This window comes from Agromyces sp. CCNWLW213 (genome assembly GCF_037199545.1).
GTDB lineage: Bacteria > Actinomycetota > Actinomycetes > Actinomycetales > Microbacteriaceae > Agromyces.
The window spans coordinates 86,543-104,597 of record NZ_JBBBDX010000001.1 but is presented as its reverse complement, the minus strand read 5'-3'; the positions used below and the strand labels follow the sequence as shown (position 1 = coordinate 104,597).

Here is an 18,055-nt window from a genome sequence, read left to right as displayed (position 1 = left end):
CGGCGATCACGCTGCGGCCGTCGCGGGCGTCGTCGCCCCCGTCCAGCCAGGCCGCCCGCTCGGCGTCGGCGGCCAGCGCGAGGAAGGCGGCTTCGGGGTCGCACCATTCGGGCAGCGTGAGGCTCCGGATGCGTCGTGGCACCCTCCGAGCGTACTGCCGGACGTTCGCGTCATCCGCCGGCCGCCGCACGCGCCGATGGGCGGGTGCTCGCGCACCCGCCCACCGTCGTCGGAGCCTCAGCGCAGTGCGCGGTTGCCCTGGTACTCCCAGTCGACCTGGCCGACGGCCTTGCCCTTGCCCGTGCCGTTCACTGCGGAGGTGGTCTCGGCGAAGGTGAGCGTGGAGTGCGCCACGGCGTCCGACATGAGCCCGAGCGTGTCGAGGTCCAGGTTCGCGATGGTGTCGCACGCGGCGTGGTAGCAGGGGTCGTACGCGATCCCGGCCGTGCCGCCGAACCGCGCGGCCTGCTCGGCCGTCTTGATGCCCTCGGCCCCGGTGAAGAGGCCGCCCGCGGGGATGCCCGCCTCGATGAACCCGAAGTAGTCGCTGCGTCCGTCGAAGTCCGTGGGCTCCGTGGGCTCGCCCTCCGCCTCGAAGAAGTCGAGGAAGACGTCCTCGATCACTCCGGACCCGTTCGGTCCGGAGAGCCCCAGCGCGTCGCCGTCGCCGTCGTAGACGAAGTTCACCGGGTTGGGCGAACCGATCATGTCGAAGTTGAGGTTCAGCGCGTGTCCCTTGATCTCACGCGGAGTCAGCTGCGACACGTAGTAGCTCGACCCGATCAGGCCGTCCTCCTCACCGCTCCAGAATGCGAAGCGCACGCGGTTCTCGGGCTCGATGTCGAGTTCCTGCATCTGGATGGCGGTCTCGAGGATCGCCGCGATGCCCGAGCCGTTGTCGTTGATGCCGGGGCCCTCCGCGACGGAGTCGAGGTGACCGCCCACGACGACCGTCCGATCCGTGCGCCCCTCGGCGGTGTCGGCGAGGAGGTTCTCGGTCGCCACCTCCTCGACGGTGATCTGCACGTTGAGGCTGATCACGAGCCCGGGCGTGTTCACCCACTGCTCCCCCAGCGCGAACGGGGCGCTGACGACGGGCAGCTCTTCGCTGATGATCGAACCGAGCGTGCCGCCGAAGAGCCCGAGGCGGTCGTCGCCCGGGACGACGTTGCCCTGGTTGAAGATGATGACCGCCGAGGCCTGGGCCGCGAGGGCGTTGGCGGCCTTGACCGCGAAGTCGCACGAACCGCGCTGGATCAGGGCGATGTTCCCTGCGGGGAACCCGGTGAAGTCGCTCGACTCGCAGCCGCTCGTCGAGGCCCGGTCGCCGGCCAGGTTGACGTCGACCGCGGTCACGGGCGCCGTCACGCTGCCGCCGCCCGAGTAGTCCATCGGGAAGTAGTCGACGCCGAGCACGTAGGCGGCGGGGTTCGGGGCCGTCTGCGACATCGAGGTTCCGGTGAAGTCGGTGCGCTCGTAGGTGAACGGCTGCCGCCACGTCTCGTAGCCGGCCGCCTGCAACTGCTCCTCGACGTACTCGAGCGACTCGACGTGGCCGGAGGTGCCGGCGGCGCGGTTGCCGCCGTTCGCATCGGCGATCGCCTGGAACTGCTGCATGTGGCCGTACACGCCGTCGGTGGTGACGGCGTCGCGGAGCGCGGAGGTGTCGGTGACGACCGCTGCCTGGGCGCTCCCCGCGATGGCGAGCGATGCCGCCACCGCCGCCGTCGCGGCGACCGCGCCGACCCTGATTCCGGTCCTGGTTCGATGGTTCACAGATGCTCCTTCGTGGAGATGGTGTGATCACGCGGGCGGGCGGGACGCGGGCCGCGTTGGGCGAGACGCTAGCGAACCGACGCGCGAAGCGGAAGATCCCCTTCGCTCAGACGCAACGAGCGTGCGTCCGGCGACGGAAATCTGCGTGGAGGCGGTTTCAACCGGCCGCGATCGGCGCGCGCGGAGCCGGACGTCCGAGCCGGACGCCGCGATCGACGAGGTCCGCGGGCGCGCCCGTGTGGGAGATGAGGATCACGGTGCGGTCGCTCCCGGCGGCACCCAGCAGGTCGCGCAGGAGCGCGTCCGCGCGATCGGGATCGACGCTCGCGGTGGGCTCGTCGAGCACGAGGACCGGGAAGTCCGCGAGCATGGCGCGAGCCAACGCGATCCGCTGCGCCTCCCCGCCCGAGACCAGTGCGCCCCGCTCGCCGACGCGGGCATCGAGCCCGCCCCGCCGGGCCGCCCAGCGGCCTAGTCCGACGCGGTCGAGCACGTCGAGGAGTTCCGCATCGCTCGCCGTGTCTCGGGCGAAGAGCAGGTTCTGCCGCAGGTCCTCGTCGAACAGCCAGGGGCGCTGCTCGACCAGGCCGACCGTCCGCCGGACCCGCCGCGGGTCGAGCTCGCGCGCTTCGACGCCGTCCAGCCGGTAGGAGCCGTCGTACTCGAGGAAGCGGACCAGCACGTGCGCCAGCGTGGTCTTGCCCGCGCCGGACGGCCCCTCCACGAGCACGCGTTCGCCGGGGGCGACGTCGAGGTCGAAGCTCGCGAGGTCGTGCCCGTCGTGGGAGCGCGTGCGCGGGGCGTCCGTCGCGTTCGGGTCGTCGGATGCCGCGCCGCGCCGCGGCCAGCTCGCCCGCACGCCGCGAAGCCGGATCGACGGCGCGCCGCCGGACGCGGATGGCACGGCCTCCGTGGACTCGTACCCCGACGAGGGGGCAGGCAGCTCGGGCGGCACCTCGTCGGGCACCGCCTCGGCCACTCGCGAGGCGCTCACGCGCACGGTCCGGAGGCCCCCGATCGCGACGGGGACGGCCGTGGCGACCTCGGCGATCGCGAGCGGCACCAGGCAGAGCACCGCGAAGGTCGGTGCGTCGATGCGGCCGCCCGCGAGCAGCGGCGCCCCCGCCGCCAGGCTCGCGGCCGCCGCGATCCCGCCCACCGCGCTCATCGCCGCGGCGGCGAAGCCCTGCGCGGCCGCGCGCGCCCGCGTCGCGCGCTCCAGCCCCGCGCCGATTCGTCGGATGCGCGCGCGCCCCGATTCGGCGGCGTCGAACGCGATGAGCACGTCGAGCGCCTGCACGTGCTCGACGACGGCGGCCTGGAGGCGCCCGCGCAGCGGGGCCAGGCGCGCGTCGGCCCGCGAGGCGAGCACGTGCTGCGCCACGACCGCGACCGCGATGCCGATCGCCAGGCACCCCGCGACGGCGACCGCCGACCCGGGCGCGAGCCAGGCGAGCCCCGCCACGGCCGCGGCGAGCACGATCGCGGCGCTGACGAGCGGCTGCACGATCCGGAGCGAGACGTTCTGGAGCTCGTCGACGTCCCCGACGAAGCGCGCGAGCAGGTCGCCGCGCCGGCTGGCGGCGATCCCGTCCGGCGCGACCGGCAGCATCCGCTCGAACACGTCCGCGCGGATCTCGGCGAGCTGCCGGAACGCTGCATCGTGGCCCGCCAGCCGTTCGAGGTAGCGGAACACGGCCCGCCCGAGCGCGAAGGCCCGGACGCCGACGACGCCGAGCGAGAGGTAGAGCACCGGCGGCTGCTCGGCCGCGCGAGCGATCAGCCAGGCGCTCGCGGCGAGGAGCGCAACGCTCGACAGGCCCGCGAGCACCCCGAGGAGGATCGCCGGCAGCAGCCGTCGCACGGGCGGCACGGCCCGCCGGAGCACGGCCCGGGTCCCGTCACGCATGGGCGGCCTCCCGTACGGCCACGACCCGGTCGGCGTGCGCGGCGAGCGCCTCGCGGTGGGTCACGACGAGCACGATCCGGCCCTCGGCGGCGAGTTCCCGGAGGCCGGCCGCGAGTTCGGCCTCGCGGTCGAGGTCGAGGGACGACGACGGCTCGTCGAGCACGAGGAGCGGCGCATCGATCGCCAGCAGTCGGTGGATGGCGCGAGCCGCCGCGACGCGCTGCGCCTCGCCGCCCGACAGCCCGGCGCCGCCCGGTCCCAGCATCGTCTCCGGCGGGGTCGCCACGGCCGCGAGGGCCAGGGCGCGCCCCGCCAGCTCGTCGGGCGCATCGGAGGCGCCGAGCCGCACGTTCTCGGCCACGGTGCCCTCGAGGAGCTGGGCCGTCTGCCCCGCCCACGCGACCCGGGCCCGCGTGCCGGTGCCGACGGGGTCGCCGTCGAGGGTCGCGGTGCCCTCGTGGGCGGCGAAGCCGAGGATCGCCGCGACGAGCGAGGACTTGCCCGATCCGCTCGCCCCGGTCACGACGACGAACTCGCCGCGCGCGGCATCCACGTCGAGCCCGTCGAGCACGACCCGTCCGCCGCGGATCACCCGGAGGTCGCGGATCTGCAGGCCCGCGGCATCCGTCGCCGGGGTGTCGCCCGCGTCGATCGCGCCCGCGCGCGGCGCACCGCCCTGCTCTGCCTCGAGGACGTCGAGGGCCTCGCGGGACGCCTCGAGCCCCGCCGTCGACGCGTGGAATGCGGCGCCGACGTTGCGGATGGGCAGGAACACCTCGGGCGCCAGGATCAGCACGAACAACCCTGGCGCGAACGACATGTCGCCCGCGACGAGGCGGAGGCCGATCGACACGGCGACCAGGGCGACCGAGAGGCTCGCTGCGAGTTCGAGCGTGAAGCCCGAGAGGAAGGTCACGCGCAGCACCTTCATGGTGCTCGATCGGTAGTCGTCCGTGACGGAGCGGATGCGACCGACCTGGCGTTCGGCGCGGCCGAACACCATGAGCGTGGAGAGCCCGCCCACCACCTCGAGGAACCCGCGCGAGAGCGAGCGCAGCCGCTCCCACTGTCGTCGCTGCACGACCTCGGTGGCCATGCCGATGAGCGCCATGAAGACGGGGATGAGCGGCAGCACGATCACGAGGATGAGCCCCGAGACCCAGTCGGCAGCCCAGGCCGCGGCGACGAGCAGCGGCGTGGACACCGCGGTGAGCACGAGCTGCGGCAGGTACCGGCCGAAGTACTCGTCGAGCGCGTCGAGCCCCGGTCCGAGCAGCGTGGCCGCGTCGGCGGTGGCCGTGCCGCGGGCGTCGCCGGGCCGGGCTTCGAGCGACGCGAGCAGGTCGTCGCGCAGTTCCGACTTCACGCGCATGGCGCCGGCCGAGCCCAGCCATTCCCACAGCCATCCGGCCAGCCCTCGAACGGATGCCGCGAGCACGAGCACGGCGAGGACCGGCTCGACGCCCCACGGCACCGCGCCCTCGATGAGCCCGACGACGAGCGACGCGAGCGCCCACGCGAACGCGATCGTGGAACCGGCCTGCAGCAGCGCCAGCGCGGCGCCGCCCGCGAGGAAGCCGCGCGCCGCACGTGAGCGGCGGACGAGGCGGGGGTCGAGCGGGCGCACGTCAGTGGGCCGCGGCGTCGATCGCCTGCCGGGTCACGCGCTTCCGGAACACCCAGTAGGTCCAGCCCTGGTACGCGAGGATCAGCGGCAGGAAGACCAGCGCGGTCCAGCTCATGACCGTGAGCGTGTACGGCGTGCTCGACGCGTTCGCGATCGTGAGGCTGTTGGCCGGGTCGTTCGAGGCGGGCATGACGTCCGGGAAGAGCGCGGCGAACAGGCCGAACACCGCGGCGCCGATGGTGACGGCCATGAGCGCGAACGCCGTGCGCTCGGCGCCGCGTCCGTTGGCCAGCCAGCTGCCGATGAGGGCCAGTGCGGCGATGGCGGCCAGCGCCCAGAACCATGCGGTGCCGTGGGCGAGCCCCGTCCACACCAGGAAGCCCGCCGCGACCGCGATGGTGACGGCGCCCGAGCGGCCGGCCAGGCGGCGGGCCCGCTCCCGGATCTCGCCGTCGGTCTTCAGCGCGGCGAAGACGACGCCGTGGGTGAAGAACAGCAGGAGGGTCGTGAGTCCGCCGAGCAGCGCGTACGGATTCAGCAGGTCGAAGAGCGTGCCGGTGTAGTTGTGGTCGGCGTCGAGGGGCACGCCCTGCACGATGTTGGCGAACGCGACGCCCCAGAGGAGCGCGGGCACCGCCGAGCCGATGACGATCATCGTGTCGAAGCGGCGCTTCCACGCGAGCTCGGGCCGCTGGTGCCGGTACTCGAACGAGACGCCGCGCGCGATGAGCGCGAGCAGGATGAGCAGGAGCGCGAGGTAGAAGCCGGAGAACAGCGTGGCGTACCACTCGGGGAACGCCGCGAAGAGCGCGGCGCCCGCCACGATGACCCAGGTCTCGTTGAGGTCCCACACCGGGCCGATCGTGTTGATGAGCACGCGCCGGTCCGTGTCGTCCTTCGCGAGGAAGGGCAGCGACATGCCGACGCCGAAGTCGAAGCCGTCGAGCACGAAGTAGCCCACGAACAGGAAGGCGACGATCCAGAACCAGAGCACTGCGAGATCCATGTCCGTCTCCTCCTAGTAGACCGTTGCGACGTGCTCGACCTCGCCCGTCTCCGGGTCCGGCGCGGCGATCTCGGGCGGCCCCGTGCGGATCGCCTGCAGGATCAGCTTCACCTCGACGACCGCGAGCGCGCCGTAGATCAGGGTGAAGGCGACGAGCGAGATCAGCACCTCGAGGCCCGTGACGTTCGGCGACACCGCCGACTCGGTGGGCAGCAGGCTGAACACGATCCAGGGCTGGCGTCCCATCTCGGTGAACACCCAGCCGACGATCATCGCCATGAGCGAGAGCGGGAAGCTCCAGATCGCGACGGTCCACACCCAGCGCTGACGCGGCATCCGTCCCGTGCGGGTCAGCCAGAGGCCGACGACCGCGACGAGGATGTGCAGCATGCCGAGCCCGATCATCCAGCGGAACGACCAGTAGGTCACCCAGATGATCGGCGTGTAGTCGCCGGGCCCGTAGAGGTCGGTGTAGAGCGCCTGCAGGTCGTTGATGCCCTCGACGCACCCGTCGAGCGTGTGCGTCGACAGCAGCGCGAGCAGGTACGGCGCGCGGATGGAGAACAGCTCGGTGCTCCCGTCCGGCGTCCCGAGCGTGAAGAGCGAGAACGAGGCATCCGCCCCGCACACGGTGTCGTACGTCGCCTCGGCGGCCGCCATCTTCATCGGCTGGGTGGCGACCATCGCGAGGCTGAGCTGGTCGCCGAAGAGGACGGTGAGCGCACCGGCGCCGACCATCGTCCAGAGCCCGAACTTCAGCGCGGGCCGCATGGTGTCGAGGTGCTGGTTGCGGGCGAGGTGCCAGGCGGCCGCGCTGATGACGAGGCCGGCCGAGACCATGAAGGATGCCGCGATGGTGTGCGGGAACGCGGCGAGGGCCACGGGGTTGGTGAGCAGCGCCCAGATGTCGACGAGCTCGGCGCGCCCGCGCTCCTCGTTCATCTGGTAGCCGACGGGATTCTGCATGAACGCGTTCGCGGCGATGATGAAGTACGCCGAGAGGATCGTGCCGATCGCGACGACCCAGATGGTCGCCAGGTGCAGCTTCTGCGGCAGGCGGTTCCAGCCGAAGATCCAGAGCCCGATGAACGTCGCCTCCAGGAAGAACGCGAGCAGGCCCTCGAGTGCCAGGGGCGCGCCGAACACGTCGCCCACGAAGCGCGAGTACTCGGACCAGTTCATGCCGAACTGGAACTCCTGGACGATGCCCGTCACGACGCCCATGGCGAAGTTGATGAGGAAGATCGTGCCGAAGAACCGGGTGATGCGGAGGTACTCGAGCTTCCCGGTGCGCACCCATGCGGTCTGGAAGACGGCCGCGGTCGTCGCGAGGCCGATCGTCAGCGGGACGAAGAGGAAGTGGTAGACCGTCGTGAGGCCGAACTGCCACCTGGCGAGCAGGAGCGGGTCGAGGAGCTCGTTCACTGCGGGGGCCCCTTTCGTGGGAGTGACGGCGTCGCGATTCTTCTACACAGCGTAGAGCACTTTTCTACATCGTGTAGAACCAACGGGCCCGCGCGCGGTATCCTCGTCGTATGGCAGGACTCGGCGACCTCGAGCGCTCCGTGATGGAACAGCTCTGGACGAGCGACGGCGCCCTCACGGCGAATGAGGTGCGCGAGCACCTCGCCGACCCCGCCGACCCGTCGCGCACGCCCGCCACGACCACCGTGCTCACCGTGCTCTCGCGCCTGGAGCGCAAGGGTTTCGTCACGCGGGCCCGCGAGGCCCGCCCCCACCGCTACCGTGCGCTGCTCTCCCGCGCCGAGCACACCGCCGAGCTGATGCACGAGGTGCTCTCGTCGTCCTCCGACCGCGACGCCGCACTGGCACGCTTCGTCGGCACCGTCAGCGACGGCGAGGCCCGCACGCTGCATCGCCTCCTCGACGAGCTCGTGCGCCGCTGACGTGGTCGCCGCCGCCGTCCTGCTCGGCGTCGTCGCGCTCGCGCTCGCCTGGCCCATCCCCGTCGCGCTCGCGCGCGCGTCCTGGCCGGCGCGCTCGCCGGCCACCGCACTCGCCCTGTGGCAGGGCATCGCCCTCGGCGGCGCGCTCTCCATGATCGGATCGCTCCTCGTCTTCGGCGCCGCGCCGGGCGGATCGATCACCGGAGCCGCCGCCGACCTGCTGCCCGCGTTCGCGGCGGGCCCCGTCCCCGACGGCTACGGGGTCGTCCACCTCGCCGCACTGACCCTCGCGGTGGGGCTCGCCGTGCACCTCGCGCTGAACCTGCTCTCCACGGCCGTGCGCGCCGAGCGCGCCCGACGCCGGCAGCATCGCCTCGTCGACCTCCTCGCGCAGCCGACCGTCGACCCGGCCGGGCCCCGCGTCCTCTCGCACCCCGTGCCCGTCGCGTACTGCGTCCCCGGCATCCGGACCGCGACCGTCATCACCGAGGGCCTCGTCGAGCTGCTCGACGCCGAGGAGCTCGACGCCGTCGTCGCCCACGAGCGCGCCCACCTCGACCAGTTCCACCACCTGGTCCTGCTCGCGTTCCGCGCCTGGCACGGAGCACTCCCCTGGTTCCCCATCGCGAACCGCGCCGAGCGGGCGGTCGCTTTGCTCACCGAGCTCCTCGCCGACGACGCCGCGCGCCGCGCGACCGGCGCCGAGCCGCTCCGACGCGCGCTCGTCCTCGTCGGAAGCGCCGGCGAGCCCGGGGCGTACGCCGATGCCGGCGGCGTGAACCCCGACGCCGCCATGCTCGAACAGCGGCTCGAGCGGCTCGAGCCGGGGCGGCATCCGCTCTCGACCGGGGCGCGGACCGCGAGTTGGATCGCGACAGGCGTGATCGTGGCGACACCCGTCGTGGTCCTCGCCGCCATGGCCTTCTGACGGCTCACAGCCGCATCGGGGAGGCACGCCATAGGCTCGGAAGGGTGAACGAGCTGCTCGACGGCATCCTCGGCATCGTCGAAGGTGTCGACCCCGTGCTGCGCACGCTGCTCGCCGGCCTCGGCATCATGCTCGAGACCTCGGTGCTGGTGGGACTCGTCGTGCCGGGCGACAGCATCGTCATCGTCGCCTCGACGGCGGTCGACGGACCCGTCGAGTACCTCGCCCTCGCGCTCGCGGTGATCGTCGGCGCGCTCATCGGCGAGAGCATCGGCTTCGCGCTCGGTCGATGGTTCGGGCCCCGCATCGAGCGGTCGCGCCTGGGACGGCGGATCGGCGAGCACAACTGGCATCGCGCGCGTCGCTACCTCGCGCGCCGCGGCGGTCCTGCGGTGTTCATCTCGCGCTTCCTCCCGGTCCTGCACTCGCTGGTGCCGCTGACGGTCGGCATGAGCGACATGCCGTACCGGCGGTTCATGGCCTGGACGACCCCCGCGTGCGTCATCTGGTCGTTCGCCTACGTCAGCGTCGGGAGCGCCGCGGCGGGCGGGTACCGGAGCCTGAGCGACGACCTGCACTGGGCGGGCTACCTGTTCGTCGGCGTGATCGTGCTCTTCCTCGTCGGGGTCTGGGCGGCGAAGAAGGTCCTCATGCGACTCGAGGCGAGGCACATGGAGGATGACGCGGTGCACGACGCCGGCGCGGCGGTCGCCCCGCACGGCATCGCGCCGGAGCCGACCGAGCCCGTCGAGGGGCTCGAGGGGCCCCGACCGGCGCACGACGAGGGGCCGGCCGCCGAAGCGACCGACCCCTCGGATCGTCGTCGGGACCGCTAGAACAGCGCCTTCTCGGCGAGCCAGTCGCTCGCGATCTGGTCGGCCGACTGCTGCTCGTTGACGCTCAGCGCGTTGAGCGCGACGAGGTCCTCGGGGGTGAGGGCCGCGCTGACGGTGTCGATGACCTCGGCCATCTCGTCGGTGACCTTCTCGCTCACGACCGGGACGACGTTGGACGCGAGGAAGAGTCCCTCGGGGTCCTCGAGCGTGACGAGGTCGTTCGCCGCGATGTTGGGGTCGGCGCTGTAGATGTTGACCATCTGCACCTGGTCGTCGACGAGCGCCTTCAGGGTCAGCGGGCCGCCGCTGTCCTCGATGGGCGTGAAGGCGACCTCGACGCCGTACACCGACTGGAGCCCCTCGGGACCGTACGGGCGCGTCTCGAGCTCGGAGTTGCCGCCGAGCGTGATCGGGGTCGACACGTCCTTGAGGTCGGCGAGGCTCGTGACGCCGTTCTCCTCGGAGAACGTGCGCGTCACGTTGTACGAGTCCTGGTCGGTCGCGGGCGACTGCTCGAGCACCCGGAGCCCTTCGGGCAGTGCGCCCTCGAGCTCGGCGTAGACGTCGTCGGCCGTGGTGGCCGCGGTGTCGGGCACGTAGTACTGGAGGAGGTTGCCCGTGTACTCGGGGAAGACGTCGATCGCGCCGTCCTCGATCTCGGGGATGTACACCTCGCGCTGGCCGATCCGGAGCTGCCGATCGACCGTGAAGCCGTTCTCCTCGAGCGCCTGGGCGTACAGCTCGGCGATGATCTCGTTCGAGTAGTAGTCCTGCGAGCCGACGACGATCGTCTCCGAGCCGCCGGTGCCGCCCCCGTCGCCCGATCCGCTGTCGAGCGGATCACTCGAGGCGCACCCTGCCAGGGCCACTGTCGCCCCGACCGCGACCGCCGCCAGTGCGACGAGCCGGCCTTTTCCTGCTGTGGTCATTGCCTGTTCCCTTCGGTGATGGGTTGCCCCACGGCCGTCCGGGACCGGGCCGGTCCCGGACGGAGCTCTCTGGTGCGGGTGGCGCGCACGCCCGCGGGCACGACGAGCCGCTGCGCCGCCGCGAACAGCCCGTCGACGACGAGCGCGAGGAGGATCACGAGGATCGAGCCGCCGAGCATCTCGGCGTAGTCGCGGGTCTTGAGTCCGCTGAAGATGAACCGGCCGAGGCCCTCGTCGGCGATGTAGGCGGCGAGCGTCGCCGTCGCGATGATCTGGAGCGTCGCCGACCGGATGCCGCCGACGACGATCGGCAGGCCGAGCGGCAGCTCGACCTTGCCCACGACCTGGAGCTCGCGCATGCCCATCGCCCGGGCGGCGTCGATCGTCCGGCGATCGACGGACTCGAACCCGGCGTAGGCTCCGGCGAGCAGCGGCGGGATGGCGAGGATCACGAGGGCGATGATCGGCGCCCGGAGTCCGATGCCGAGCCAGGTGCCGAACAGCGTGAGCACCCCGAGGGTCGGGAGGGCCCGGAGGCCGCCGGACACCATGACCGCGAGCTCGCGACCGCGCCCCGTGTGCCCGACGTACGCGCCGACGGGCAGTGCGATGACGGCCGCGATGACGAGCACGACCGCGGAGATCCACAGGTGCTCGGCGATGCGCTGCGGGATGCTGCCCGCGCCGCTCCAGTTGGCGGGGTCGGCGAGCCAGGCGAACGCGTCGGCGAAGAGGTTCACGACCCGGCCCCCGCGGTCGCCTCGACCGACGGCGCGCGCCGCGTGCGCGACGGCCGGGTCCACGGCATGAGCATGCGCCCGAGGAGCACCGCGAGCCAGTCGAGCAGGAGGGCGAGGAGGATCGTCGCGACGATGCCCGTGATGATCTCGACCTGGATGCCGCGCTGGAAGCCGTCGGTGAAGAGGCTGCCGAGGCTCGGGACCCCGATCACCGCGCCCACCGTGGCGAGGCTCACGGTGCTCACGATGACGACCCGGAGGCCCGACAGCAGCACCGGCCCGGCCAGGGGCAGCTCGACCCCCCAGAACCGGCCGGCGCCGGAGTAGCCGACGGCCGTCGCGGACTGGCGGATGTCGCGCTCGACGGCGTCGAAGGCGTCGGTCGCGGTGCGCACGAGCACGGCGATGCCGTACAGCGTCAACGCGATCACGAGGTTGACGGGCGAGCGCAGGCTCAGCCCGGTGGCGGCGGGCAGCGCGATGAACAACGCGAGCGACGGGATCGCGTAGAGGAGCCCGACGAGCGACAGCAGGACGCCGCGCGACCACCGGTACCGGTGGGCGACCCAACCGAGCGGGACCGACAGCACGAAGCTCAGTATGATCGCGGGCACCGACAATGCGAGGTGGACCACGACGAGCTCGCCGACGCGGTCCAGGTTCGACCAGAGCCAGTTCACGACGTGAGGACCCCGGCCGGGCGGCCGTCGGCATCGACGACGATGCTGCGTCCGTCGACCTCCGTCACGTGCAGGGCGCGCTTGCCCCGTTCCGCGCCGACGAAGTCGGCGACGAACGCGTCGGCCGGATGCGCGAGGATCTCGGCCGGCGACGCCGCCTGCGAGATCCGCCCGCCCTGCTGCATGATCACGACCTGGTCGCCGAGCAGGAACGCCTCGTCGATGTCGTGGGTGACGAAGACCACCGTCTTGCCGAGCTCGCCCTGCAAGCGCAGGAGCTCCTGCTGCAGCTCGGCGCGGACGATCGGGTCGACCGCGCCGAACGGCTCGTCCATGAGCAGGATGTTCGGGTCGACGGCGAGGCCGCGCGCCACGCCCACGCGCTGCTGCTGGCCGCCCGAGAGCTGCGACGGGTACTTGTCGGCGAGCGACCGATCGAGCCCCACGGTGTCGAGGAGCTCGAGCGCGCGCGCATGGGCCGCGCGCTTCGACTCGCCGCGGAGCAGCGGCACGGTGGCGACGTTGTCGATCACGCGCCGGTGCGGCAGCAGTCCCGAGTTCTGCATGACGTAGCCGATTCCGCGGCGGAGCTTGACCGGATCGAGGGTCGCGACGTCCGTGCCGTCGATGAGCACCTGCCCGCCGGTGGGATCGACCATGCGGTTGATCATGCGCAGCAGGGTCGTCTTGCCCGAACCGGACGAGCCCACGAGCACCGTGGTCTCGTGCGGCGGGATGACGATGTCGACGTCGTGGACGGCCACCGTGCCGTCCGGGAACTCCTTGGTGACGCCACGGAACTCGATCATGCTGCCTCTCCCCCGTCGCGGGGCGCCGGTCGGCGCATCCTCAAGCCAAACACCTCACGGGCGCCGGTGGCAACGGGGGCGCCCGCGTTCGGAGCGCTCTCGGCAGGTTCTCAGGCGGCCGACGACGTGGCGACCCGGTCGGCCAGGTGCGCCTCGAGGTAGTCGCGGACCACGCGCCGCGCCTCGTCGAGGTAGCGCACGTCGCCGTCGGCGTCGCGTGCGAACGCCCGATGGATGAGCGCCTCGCCGAGTTCGACGGCGATGCCGATCCGGAACCGCGTCTCGCCGTCGTTGCGGATGCCGAAGTCGTGCTCGAGCAGGAGCGCGAGGCGGTGCGCGATCTCCGCCTCGCCGTCGCGCTCGGACAGCTCGCGCGGCGCGGCATGGACCACGGTGAAACCCGGCTCGTCGCGGTAGAGCTCGGCGCAGACGTCGAGGGCGGCGTCGATGACGTGCCACCACTCGTCGAGCTCGGCCTGCTCGAGCGCCTCGGCGAGCCGCTCGCGATAGCGACGGACGCTGCGCTCGCGCAGGGCGTGCAGCACCGCCACGCGGTCGGGGAAGTACCGGTAGACCGTGCCGATCGACGCGCCCGCGCGCTCGGCGACCATCTGAGTCGTCAGTCGCTCGAAGCCGAGCTCGTCGACGATCTCGGCAGCGGCGTCGAGCAGCGCGTCGAGCCGCTGGGTGCTGCGGCGCTGCGTCGGCTCGGTGCGGACCGAGCGCCTCCGGCCATGATCGGTCCCGAGGATCAGGTCGATGTTGGGCACGGGACCTCCTCACTTGCCGGACCACTCTACCTGCGACCCGCGCCGCCGCCGACCCGGCGGCCGGCCCTGCGGGTTTGACCCGTGCTCGGTGGCGCATGAAAGACTGAGGGGATGCCGGTGAGTTCCCCTGTCCCGGCCGGTTCCCGGCAGCGGCCGGCCCGGCACGGTGCCGCGCGCCTCGAAGACTGGATCCACGACGTCCGCGAGCGCTGGGCCCGGCGCCGGGGCCACGTCCCGACGGTCGTGCCGTACACGGGCTACGGCTCGACCGAGTGGGTGCGCGTCTTCTGCCGCGTCCTCCTGGCGAAGCCCGCGTCCGCGGAGACCACGTCCAAGCGCCGCCGGCGGCGCCGCGAGCAGGGCATCCGCGGGTGGCGCAGCTTCACGAGCGTCCCCGTCGGCGAGGTCCGGGTCTCGATCGAGGTGGGCGGCGAACGCATCGAGGTGCTCGCCGATCGCGGCGGCGTGGTCGACACGCGCGTCCCCGCCCGACTCGAGCCGGGATGGAATCGGGCGGTGCTCCAGGTCGAGGGCTCCGAGCCGGTCGAGGCCCCGATCTGGGTCGTGGCGCCCGACGTCCATTTCGGCATCGTGTCCGACATCGACGACACCGTGATGGTCACCGCGCTCCCCCGCCCGTTCGTCGCGTTCTGGAACACGTTCGTGCTCGACGAGCACGCCCGCAGCCCCACTCCCGGCATGGCGGTGCTGTACGAGCGGCTGGTCCGGCGTCATCCGGGTGCGCCCGTCGTGTACCTGTCGACCGGCGCGTGGAACGTGGCTCCCACGCTCACGCGCTTCCTCTCCCGCAATCTGTACCCCTCCGGGCCGATCCTGCTCACCGACTGGGGTCCCACGCACGACCGCTGGTTCCGCAGCGGCCGCGAGCACAAGTCCGACAACCTCCGGCGGCTCGCCGAGGAGTTCCCCGACGTCCGCTGGCTGCTCATCGGCGACGACGGCCAGCACGACGAGGAGCTCTACGCCGCGTTCGCGGCCGAGCATCCCGAGCGCGTCGCCGCCATCGCCATCCGGGAGCTCTCCGCCGGCGAGGCCGTGCTGGCGGGCGGGCGCACCAAGGCCGAGCAGCACGGGGCCGACGTGCCCTGGGTCTCGGCGAGCGACGGCGCCACGCTCGCCGACCGGCTCAACGACATCGGCATGCTCTGACGGGCGGTGCCGGCGGCAGGCGGCGCACGGCCGGCCGTTCCCGGCGACGGTCAGGCGACGGATGCCGCGACGCCGCGCTCCCGGCGGAGCCGCTCGAGGCCGCGGTTGACCTGCCGCGCCCAGAACGGTCCGCGGTAGATGAAGCCGGTGTAGCCCTGCACGAGCGTCGCACCGGCGTCCAGCCGCTCCTGCACGTCCTCTGCGGTCTCGACTCCGCCGACCGAGACCACGCACAGCGAGGCGGGCACGTGCTCGCGGATGAGCCGCAGCACCGCGAGCGAGCGCGTGGCGAGGGGCGCTCCGGAGAGGCCGCCCGCGCCGATCGCCTCGACGTCGGCAGCGGGGGTCACGAGGCCGGCCCGCGAGATCGTCGTGTTCGTCGCGATGATGCCGTCGAGCCCCAGGCGGACCGCCAGCTCGCAGATGCGCACGATCTCGGCGTCGTCGAGGTCCGGCGCGATCTTCACGAGCAGCGGCGTGCCGCCTGCCGCATCCCGGACGGCCTCGAGGAGGGGCGCCAGGGCGTCCAGCTCCTGCAGCCCGCGCAGGCCCGGGGTGTTCGGTGAGCTGACGTTCACGACGAGGTAGTCGGCGTACGGCGCGAGCACCTTCGTGCTCCGCACGTAGTCCTCGACCGCGCGCTCGACGGGCGTGACGCGGCTCTTGCCGATGTTGACGCCCAGGACCGGGCGGTGCGCGCGACGCGAGAGCCGCGAGATGCGGCCCGCTGCGGCATCCGCCCCGCCGTTGTTGAAGCCCATGCGGTTGACGAGCGCCCGGTCGGCGATCAGCCGGAACATGCGCGGCCGCTCGTTCCCCGGCTGCGCGAGCGCCGTGAGGGTCCCCACCTCGACATGGCCGAAGCCGAGGTTGCCGAGGCCCACGACCGCGAGCGCATCCTTGTCGAAGCCGGCGGCCACGCCGAACGGCGACGGGAACCGCAGCCCGAGCGCCTCGACGACGAGCTCGGGGTCGGGCGCCGTGAAGCGCTCGACGAGGCGGCCGATGCCGAGCGCCGGCAGGCGGCGGATGACGCCGAAGGCGAGGTGATGGGCCCGTTCCGGGTCCATGCGGGAGAGGACCTGGGAGAAGAGGAGTCGATACATGCCGTGGGACAGGCTACTCGACCGGACGCGCGGGAAGGCGCCCGTGCTCCTCGCGCAGCTGCCCGATGGCCGACTCGAAGTCCTCGAGCGACTCGAAGGCCTGGTAGACGCTCGCGAACCGCAGGTACGCGACCTCGTCGAGTTCGCGCAGCGGTGGGAGGATGGCGAGACCGATGTCGTTCGCCTCGATCTGCGATGCGCCCGTCGAGCGGATCGTCTCCTCGACCTTCTGCGCGAGGACGGCGAGGTCGGAGTCGGTCACCGGGCGGCCCTGGCACGCCTTCTTGACGCCGAGCACGACCTTCTCGCGGCTGAACGGCTCGATGACGCCCGAACGCTTGATCACGGCCAGGCTCGCCGTCTCGGTCGTCGAGAAGCGCCGCCCGCACTCGGGGCACTGACGGCGCCGACGGATCGAGAGTCCGTCATCGCTCGTGCGAGAGTCGATGACGCGCGAGTCCGGGTGGCGGCAGAACGGGCAGTGCATGGTGCTCCCAGCGTAGCGGCGCGGTCAGGGTCGGTCGCCGAACCGGGCGGTCACGGCCTCGCCGTGGGCCGGCAGGTCCTCCTCGGCCGACAGGGCGGCGATGACGGGGGCGACCTCGCGCAGCGCGGCCTCGTCGTACCGGACGACCTGCTGCGGGCGCAGGAACGTCGCCGCGGACAGGCCGGCCGCCGAGCGCGCCTGGCCGCCGGTCGGCAGCACGTGGTTGGATCCGGCGGCGTAGTCGCCGAGGCTCACGGGCGAGTACGGTCCGATGAAGATCGCGCCGGCGTTCTCGATGCGCGCGAGCACGGCGTCGGCGTCGCGCACCTGGATCTCGAGGTGCTCGGCGCCGAACGCGTTGGCGAAGTCGGCCGCCTGCTCGAGGTCGGCCACGAGCACGACCGCCGACTGCGGGCCCTCGAGCGCCGTGCGGATGCGCGCGGCGTGCCGGGTGGCCGCGACGCGCACCGCGAGGCGCTCGAGCACGCGGTCGGCGAACTCCGGCGCGTTGGTCACGAGCACCGCGGCGGCGAGCTCGTCGTGCTCGGCCTGGCTCACGAGGTCGGACGCCACGAGGTCGGCGTCGGCCGACTCGTCGGCGATCACGAGGATGTCGGTGGGACCCGCCTCGGAGTCGATGCCCGTGACGCCCTGCACGAGCCGCTTCGCGGCGGCCACGAAGACGTTGCCCGGCCCCGTCACCCGCTGGACGGGCTCGAGGCCGAGGTCGGGGACGCCGTGCGCGAAGGCGCCGATGGCCCCGGCGCCGCCCATCGCGTAGACCTCGTCGATGCCGAGGAGCGCCGCGACCCCCGCGATGGTCGGGTGGATGCGCCCGCCGTGCGCCGCCTGCGCGGGCGAGGCGAGGGCGATGGACCGCACGCCCGCGACCTGCGCCGGGACCACGTTCATGACGACGCTCGACGGGTACACGGCCTTGCCGCCGGGCACGTAGAGCCCGACGCGCGCGACGGGCTGCCACCGCTGCTCGACGATCGCGCCGGGTCCGAGCACCGTCGTGGCCGGTGCCGGCACCTGCGCGGCGCTCGCGGCGCGGACGCGCTCGATGGTGGACTCGACGGCGGCCCGCACCTCGCCGGTGAGCGCGTCGCGCGCGGCGGCGAGCTCGTCGGCGCTCACGCGCACGGCCGGGGGCCGGGCGCGGTCGAAGCGCTCGGCCTGGTCGAGCAGTGCCGCCTCGCCGCGTGCGCGGACGTCGTCGATGAGCTCGCGGGCGGGCTCGAGGGCCGCCGCGACGTCGGTCGCGGCGCGCGGGACGAGGGCGAGCAGTTCGCTGGCGGAGGGACGGGAGTCGCGGAGATCGATCGTGCGGAGCATGGCGCGCCCAGCCTATCGATCACGCCCGGACGCCCGC

16 protein-coding genes and 1 pseudogene are annotated in these 18,055 nt (G+C 72.7%); 4 read left to right on the top strand and 13 right to left on the bottom strand.

Features of this window, described 5'->3' with window-relative positions:
- Window positions 1–237: 237 nt before the first annotated feature.
- From WBQ80_RS00535 to WBQ80_RS00515, 5 genes are all read right to left on the bottom strand, one after another.
- Window positions 238–1,776, bottom strand: a complete 1,539-nt coding sequence (locus tag WBQ80_RS00535; RefSeq protein ID WP_336573285.1) for a M20/M25/M40 family metallo-hydrolase — start codon at window positions 1,774–1,776, stop codon at window positions 238–240.
- Window positions 1,777–1,933: 157 nt separating this feature from the next.
- Window positions 1,934–3,685, bottom strand: a complete 1,752-nt coding sequence (gene cydC, locus WBQ80_RS00530) for a thiol reductant ABC exporter subunit CydC (protein ID WP_336573286.1) — start codon at window positions 3,683–3,685, stop codon at window positions 1,934–1,936.
- Window positions 3,678–5,312, bottom strand: coding sequence for a thiol reductant ABC exporter subunit CydD (gene cydD, locus WBQ80_RS00525; protein WP_336573287.1), 1,635 nt, complete (start codon window positions 5,310–5,312; stop codon window positions 3,678–3,680). Before cydD ends, cydC begins: the two co-directional genes overlap by 8 nt.
- 1 nt (window position 5,313) lies before the next feature.
- On the bottom strand, window positions 5,314–6,318 hold the full coding sequence (gene cydB / locus WBQ80_RS00520) for a cytochrome d ubiquinol oxidase subunit II (protein ID WP_336573288.1): 1,005 nt from the start codon (window positions 6,316–6,318) through the stop codon (window positions 5,314–5,316).
- 12 nt (window positions 6,319–6,330) lie between these two features.
- On the bottom strand, window positions 6,331–7,743 hold the full coding sequence (locus WBQ80_RS00515) for a cytochrome ubiquinol oxidase subunit I (protein ID WP_336573289.1): 1,413 nt from the start codon (window positions 7,741–7,743) through the stop codon (window positions 6,331–6,333).
- Window positions 7,744–7,853: 110 nt separating this feature from the next.
- On the opposite strand from WBQ80_RS00515, the gene WBQ80_RS00510 reads away from it, so the two are divergent.
- From WBQ80_RS00510 to WBQ80_RS00500, 3 genes and pseudogenes are all read left to right on the top strand, one after another.
- Window positions 7,854–8,225, top strand: coding sequence for a BlaI/MecI/CopY family transcriptional regulator (locus WBQ80_RS00510; RefSeq protein WP_336573290.1), 372 nt, complete (start codon window positions 7,854–7,856; stop codon window positions 8,223–8,225).
- Between the two features lies 1 nt (window position 8,226).
- Window positions 8,227–9,153 (top strand): M56 family metallopeptidase, encoded by a 927-nt coding sequence (locus WBQ80_RS00505; RefSeq protein ID WP_336573291.1) that lies wholly within the window; start codon window positions 8,227–8,229, stop codon window positions 9,151–9,153.
- A 44-nt stretch (window positions 9,154–9,197) separates the two neighbouring features.
- Window positions 9,198–9,836 (top strand): annotated as a pseudogene (locus WBQ80_RS00500) (DedA family protein); the annotation flags it as partial.
- A gap of 149 nt (window positions 9,837–9,985) precedes the next feature.
- On the opposite strand, the gene WBQ80_RS00495 reads toward WBQ80_RS00500, so the two are convergent.
- From WBQ80_RS00495 to WBQ80_RS00475, 5 genes are all read right to left on the bottom strand, one after another.
- Window positions 9,986–10,918, bottom strand: coding sequence for an ABC transporter substrate-binding protein (locus WBQ80_RS00495; RefSeq protein WP_336573293.1), 933 nt, complete (start codon window positions 10,916–10,918; stop codon window positions 9,986–9,988).
- Window positions 10,915–11,721 (bottom strand): ABC transporter permease, encoded by an 807-nt coding sequence (locus WBQ80_RS00490; RefSeq protein WP_336573294.1) that lies wholly within the window; start codon window positions 11,719–11,721, stop codon window positions 10,915–10,917. Before WBQ80_RS00490 ends, WBQ80_RS00495 begins: the two co-directional genes overlap by 4 nt.
- Window positions 11,655–12,338, bottom strand: a complete 684-nt coding sequence (locus tag WBQ80_RS00485) for an ABC transporter permease (protein ID WP_336573295.1) — start codon at window positions 12,336–12,338, stop codon at window positions 11,655–11,657. The genes WBQ80_RS00490 and WBQ80_RS00485 overlap by 67 nt, the downstream gene beginning before the upstream one ends.
- Window positions 12,335–13,147 carry an ABC transporter ATP-binding protein gene (locus WBQ80_RS00480; RefSeq protein ID WP_336573296.1) on the bottom strand — a complete coding sequence of 271 codons (813 nt, stop codon included), beginning with the start codon at window positions 13,145–13,147 and terminating at the stop codon, window positions 12,335–12,337. Before WBQ80_RS00480 ends, WBQ80_RS00485 begins: the two co-directional genes overlap by 4 nt.
- A 110-nt stretch (window positions 13,148–13,257) precedes the next feature.
- The gene (locus WBQ80_RS00475) at window positions 13,258–13,917 is read right to left on the bottom strand and encodes a TetR/AcrR family transcriptional regulator (protein ID WP_336573297.1); all 660 of its coding nucleotides are present in this window, start codon (window positions 13,915–13,917) and stop codon (window positions 13,258–13,260) included.
- A 111-nt stretch (window positions 13,918–14,028) separates the two neighbouring features.
- On the opposite strand from WBQ80_RS00475, the gene WBQ80_RS00470 reads away from it, so the two are divergent.
- Entirely contained in the window at window positions 14,029–15,087 is a 1,059-nt protein-coding gene (locus WBQ80_RS00470; protein WP_442893181.1) for an App1 family protein, read from the top strand.
- 50 nt (window positions 15,088–15,137) lie between these two features.
- On the opposite strand, the gene WBQ80_RS00465 is transcribed toward WBQ80_RS00470, so the two are convergent.
- The 3 genes from WBQ80_RS00465 to hisD are packed head-to-tail and all read right to left on the bottom strand — an operon-like array spanning window position 15,138 to window position 18,018.
- Window positions 15,138–16,193 (bottom strand): quinone-dependent dihydroorotate dehydrogenase, encoded by a 1,056-nt coding sequence (locus tag WBQ80_RS00465; RefSeq protein ID WP_336573536.1) that lies wholly within the window; start codon window positions 16,191–16,193, stop codon window positions 15,138–15,140.
- 13 nt (window positions 16,194–16,206) lie between these two features.
- Window positions 16,207–16,680 carry a transcriptional regulator NrdR gene (gene nrdR, locus WBQ80_RS00460; protein ID WP_310521727.1) on the bottom strand — a complete coding sequence of 158 codons (474 nt, stop codon included), beginning with the start codon at window positions 16,678–16,680 and terminating at the stop codon, window positions 16,207–16,209.
- 24 nt (window positions 16,681–16,704) lie between these two features.
- A complete protein-coding gene (hisD, locus tag WBQ80_RS00455; RefSeq protein ID WP_336573537.1) occupies window positions 16,705–18,018 on the bottom strand; it encodes a histidinol dehydrogenase in 1,314 nt (437 codons plus the stop codon).
- Window positions 18,019–18,055: the final 37 nt, after the last annotated feature.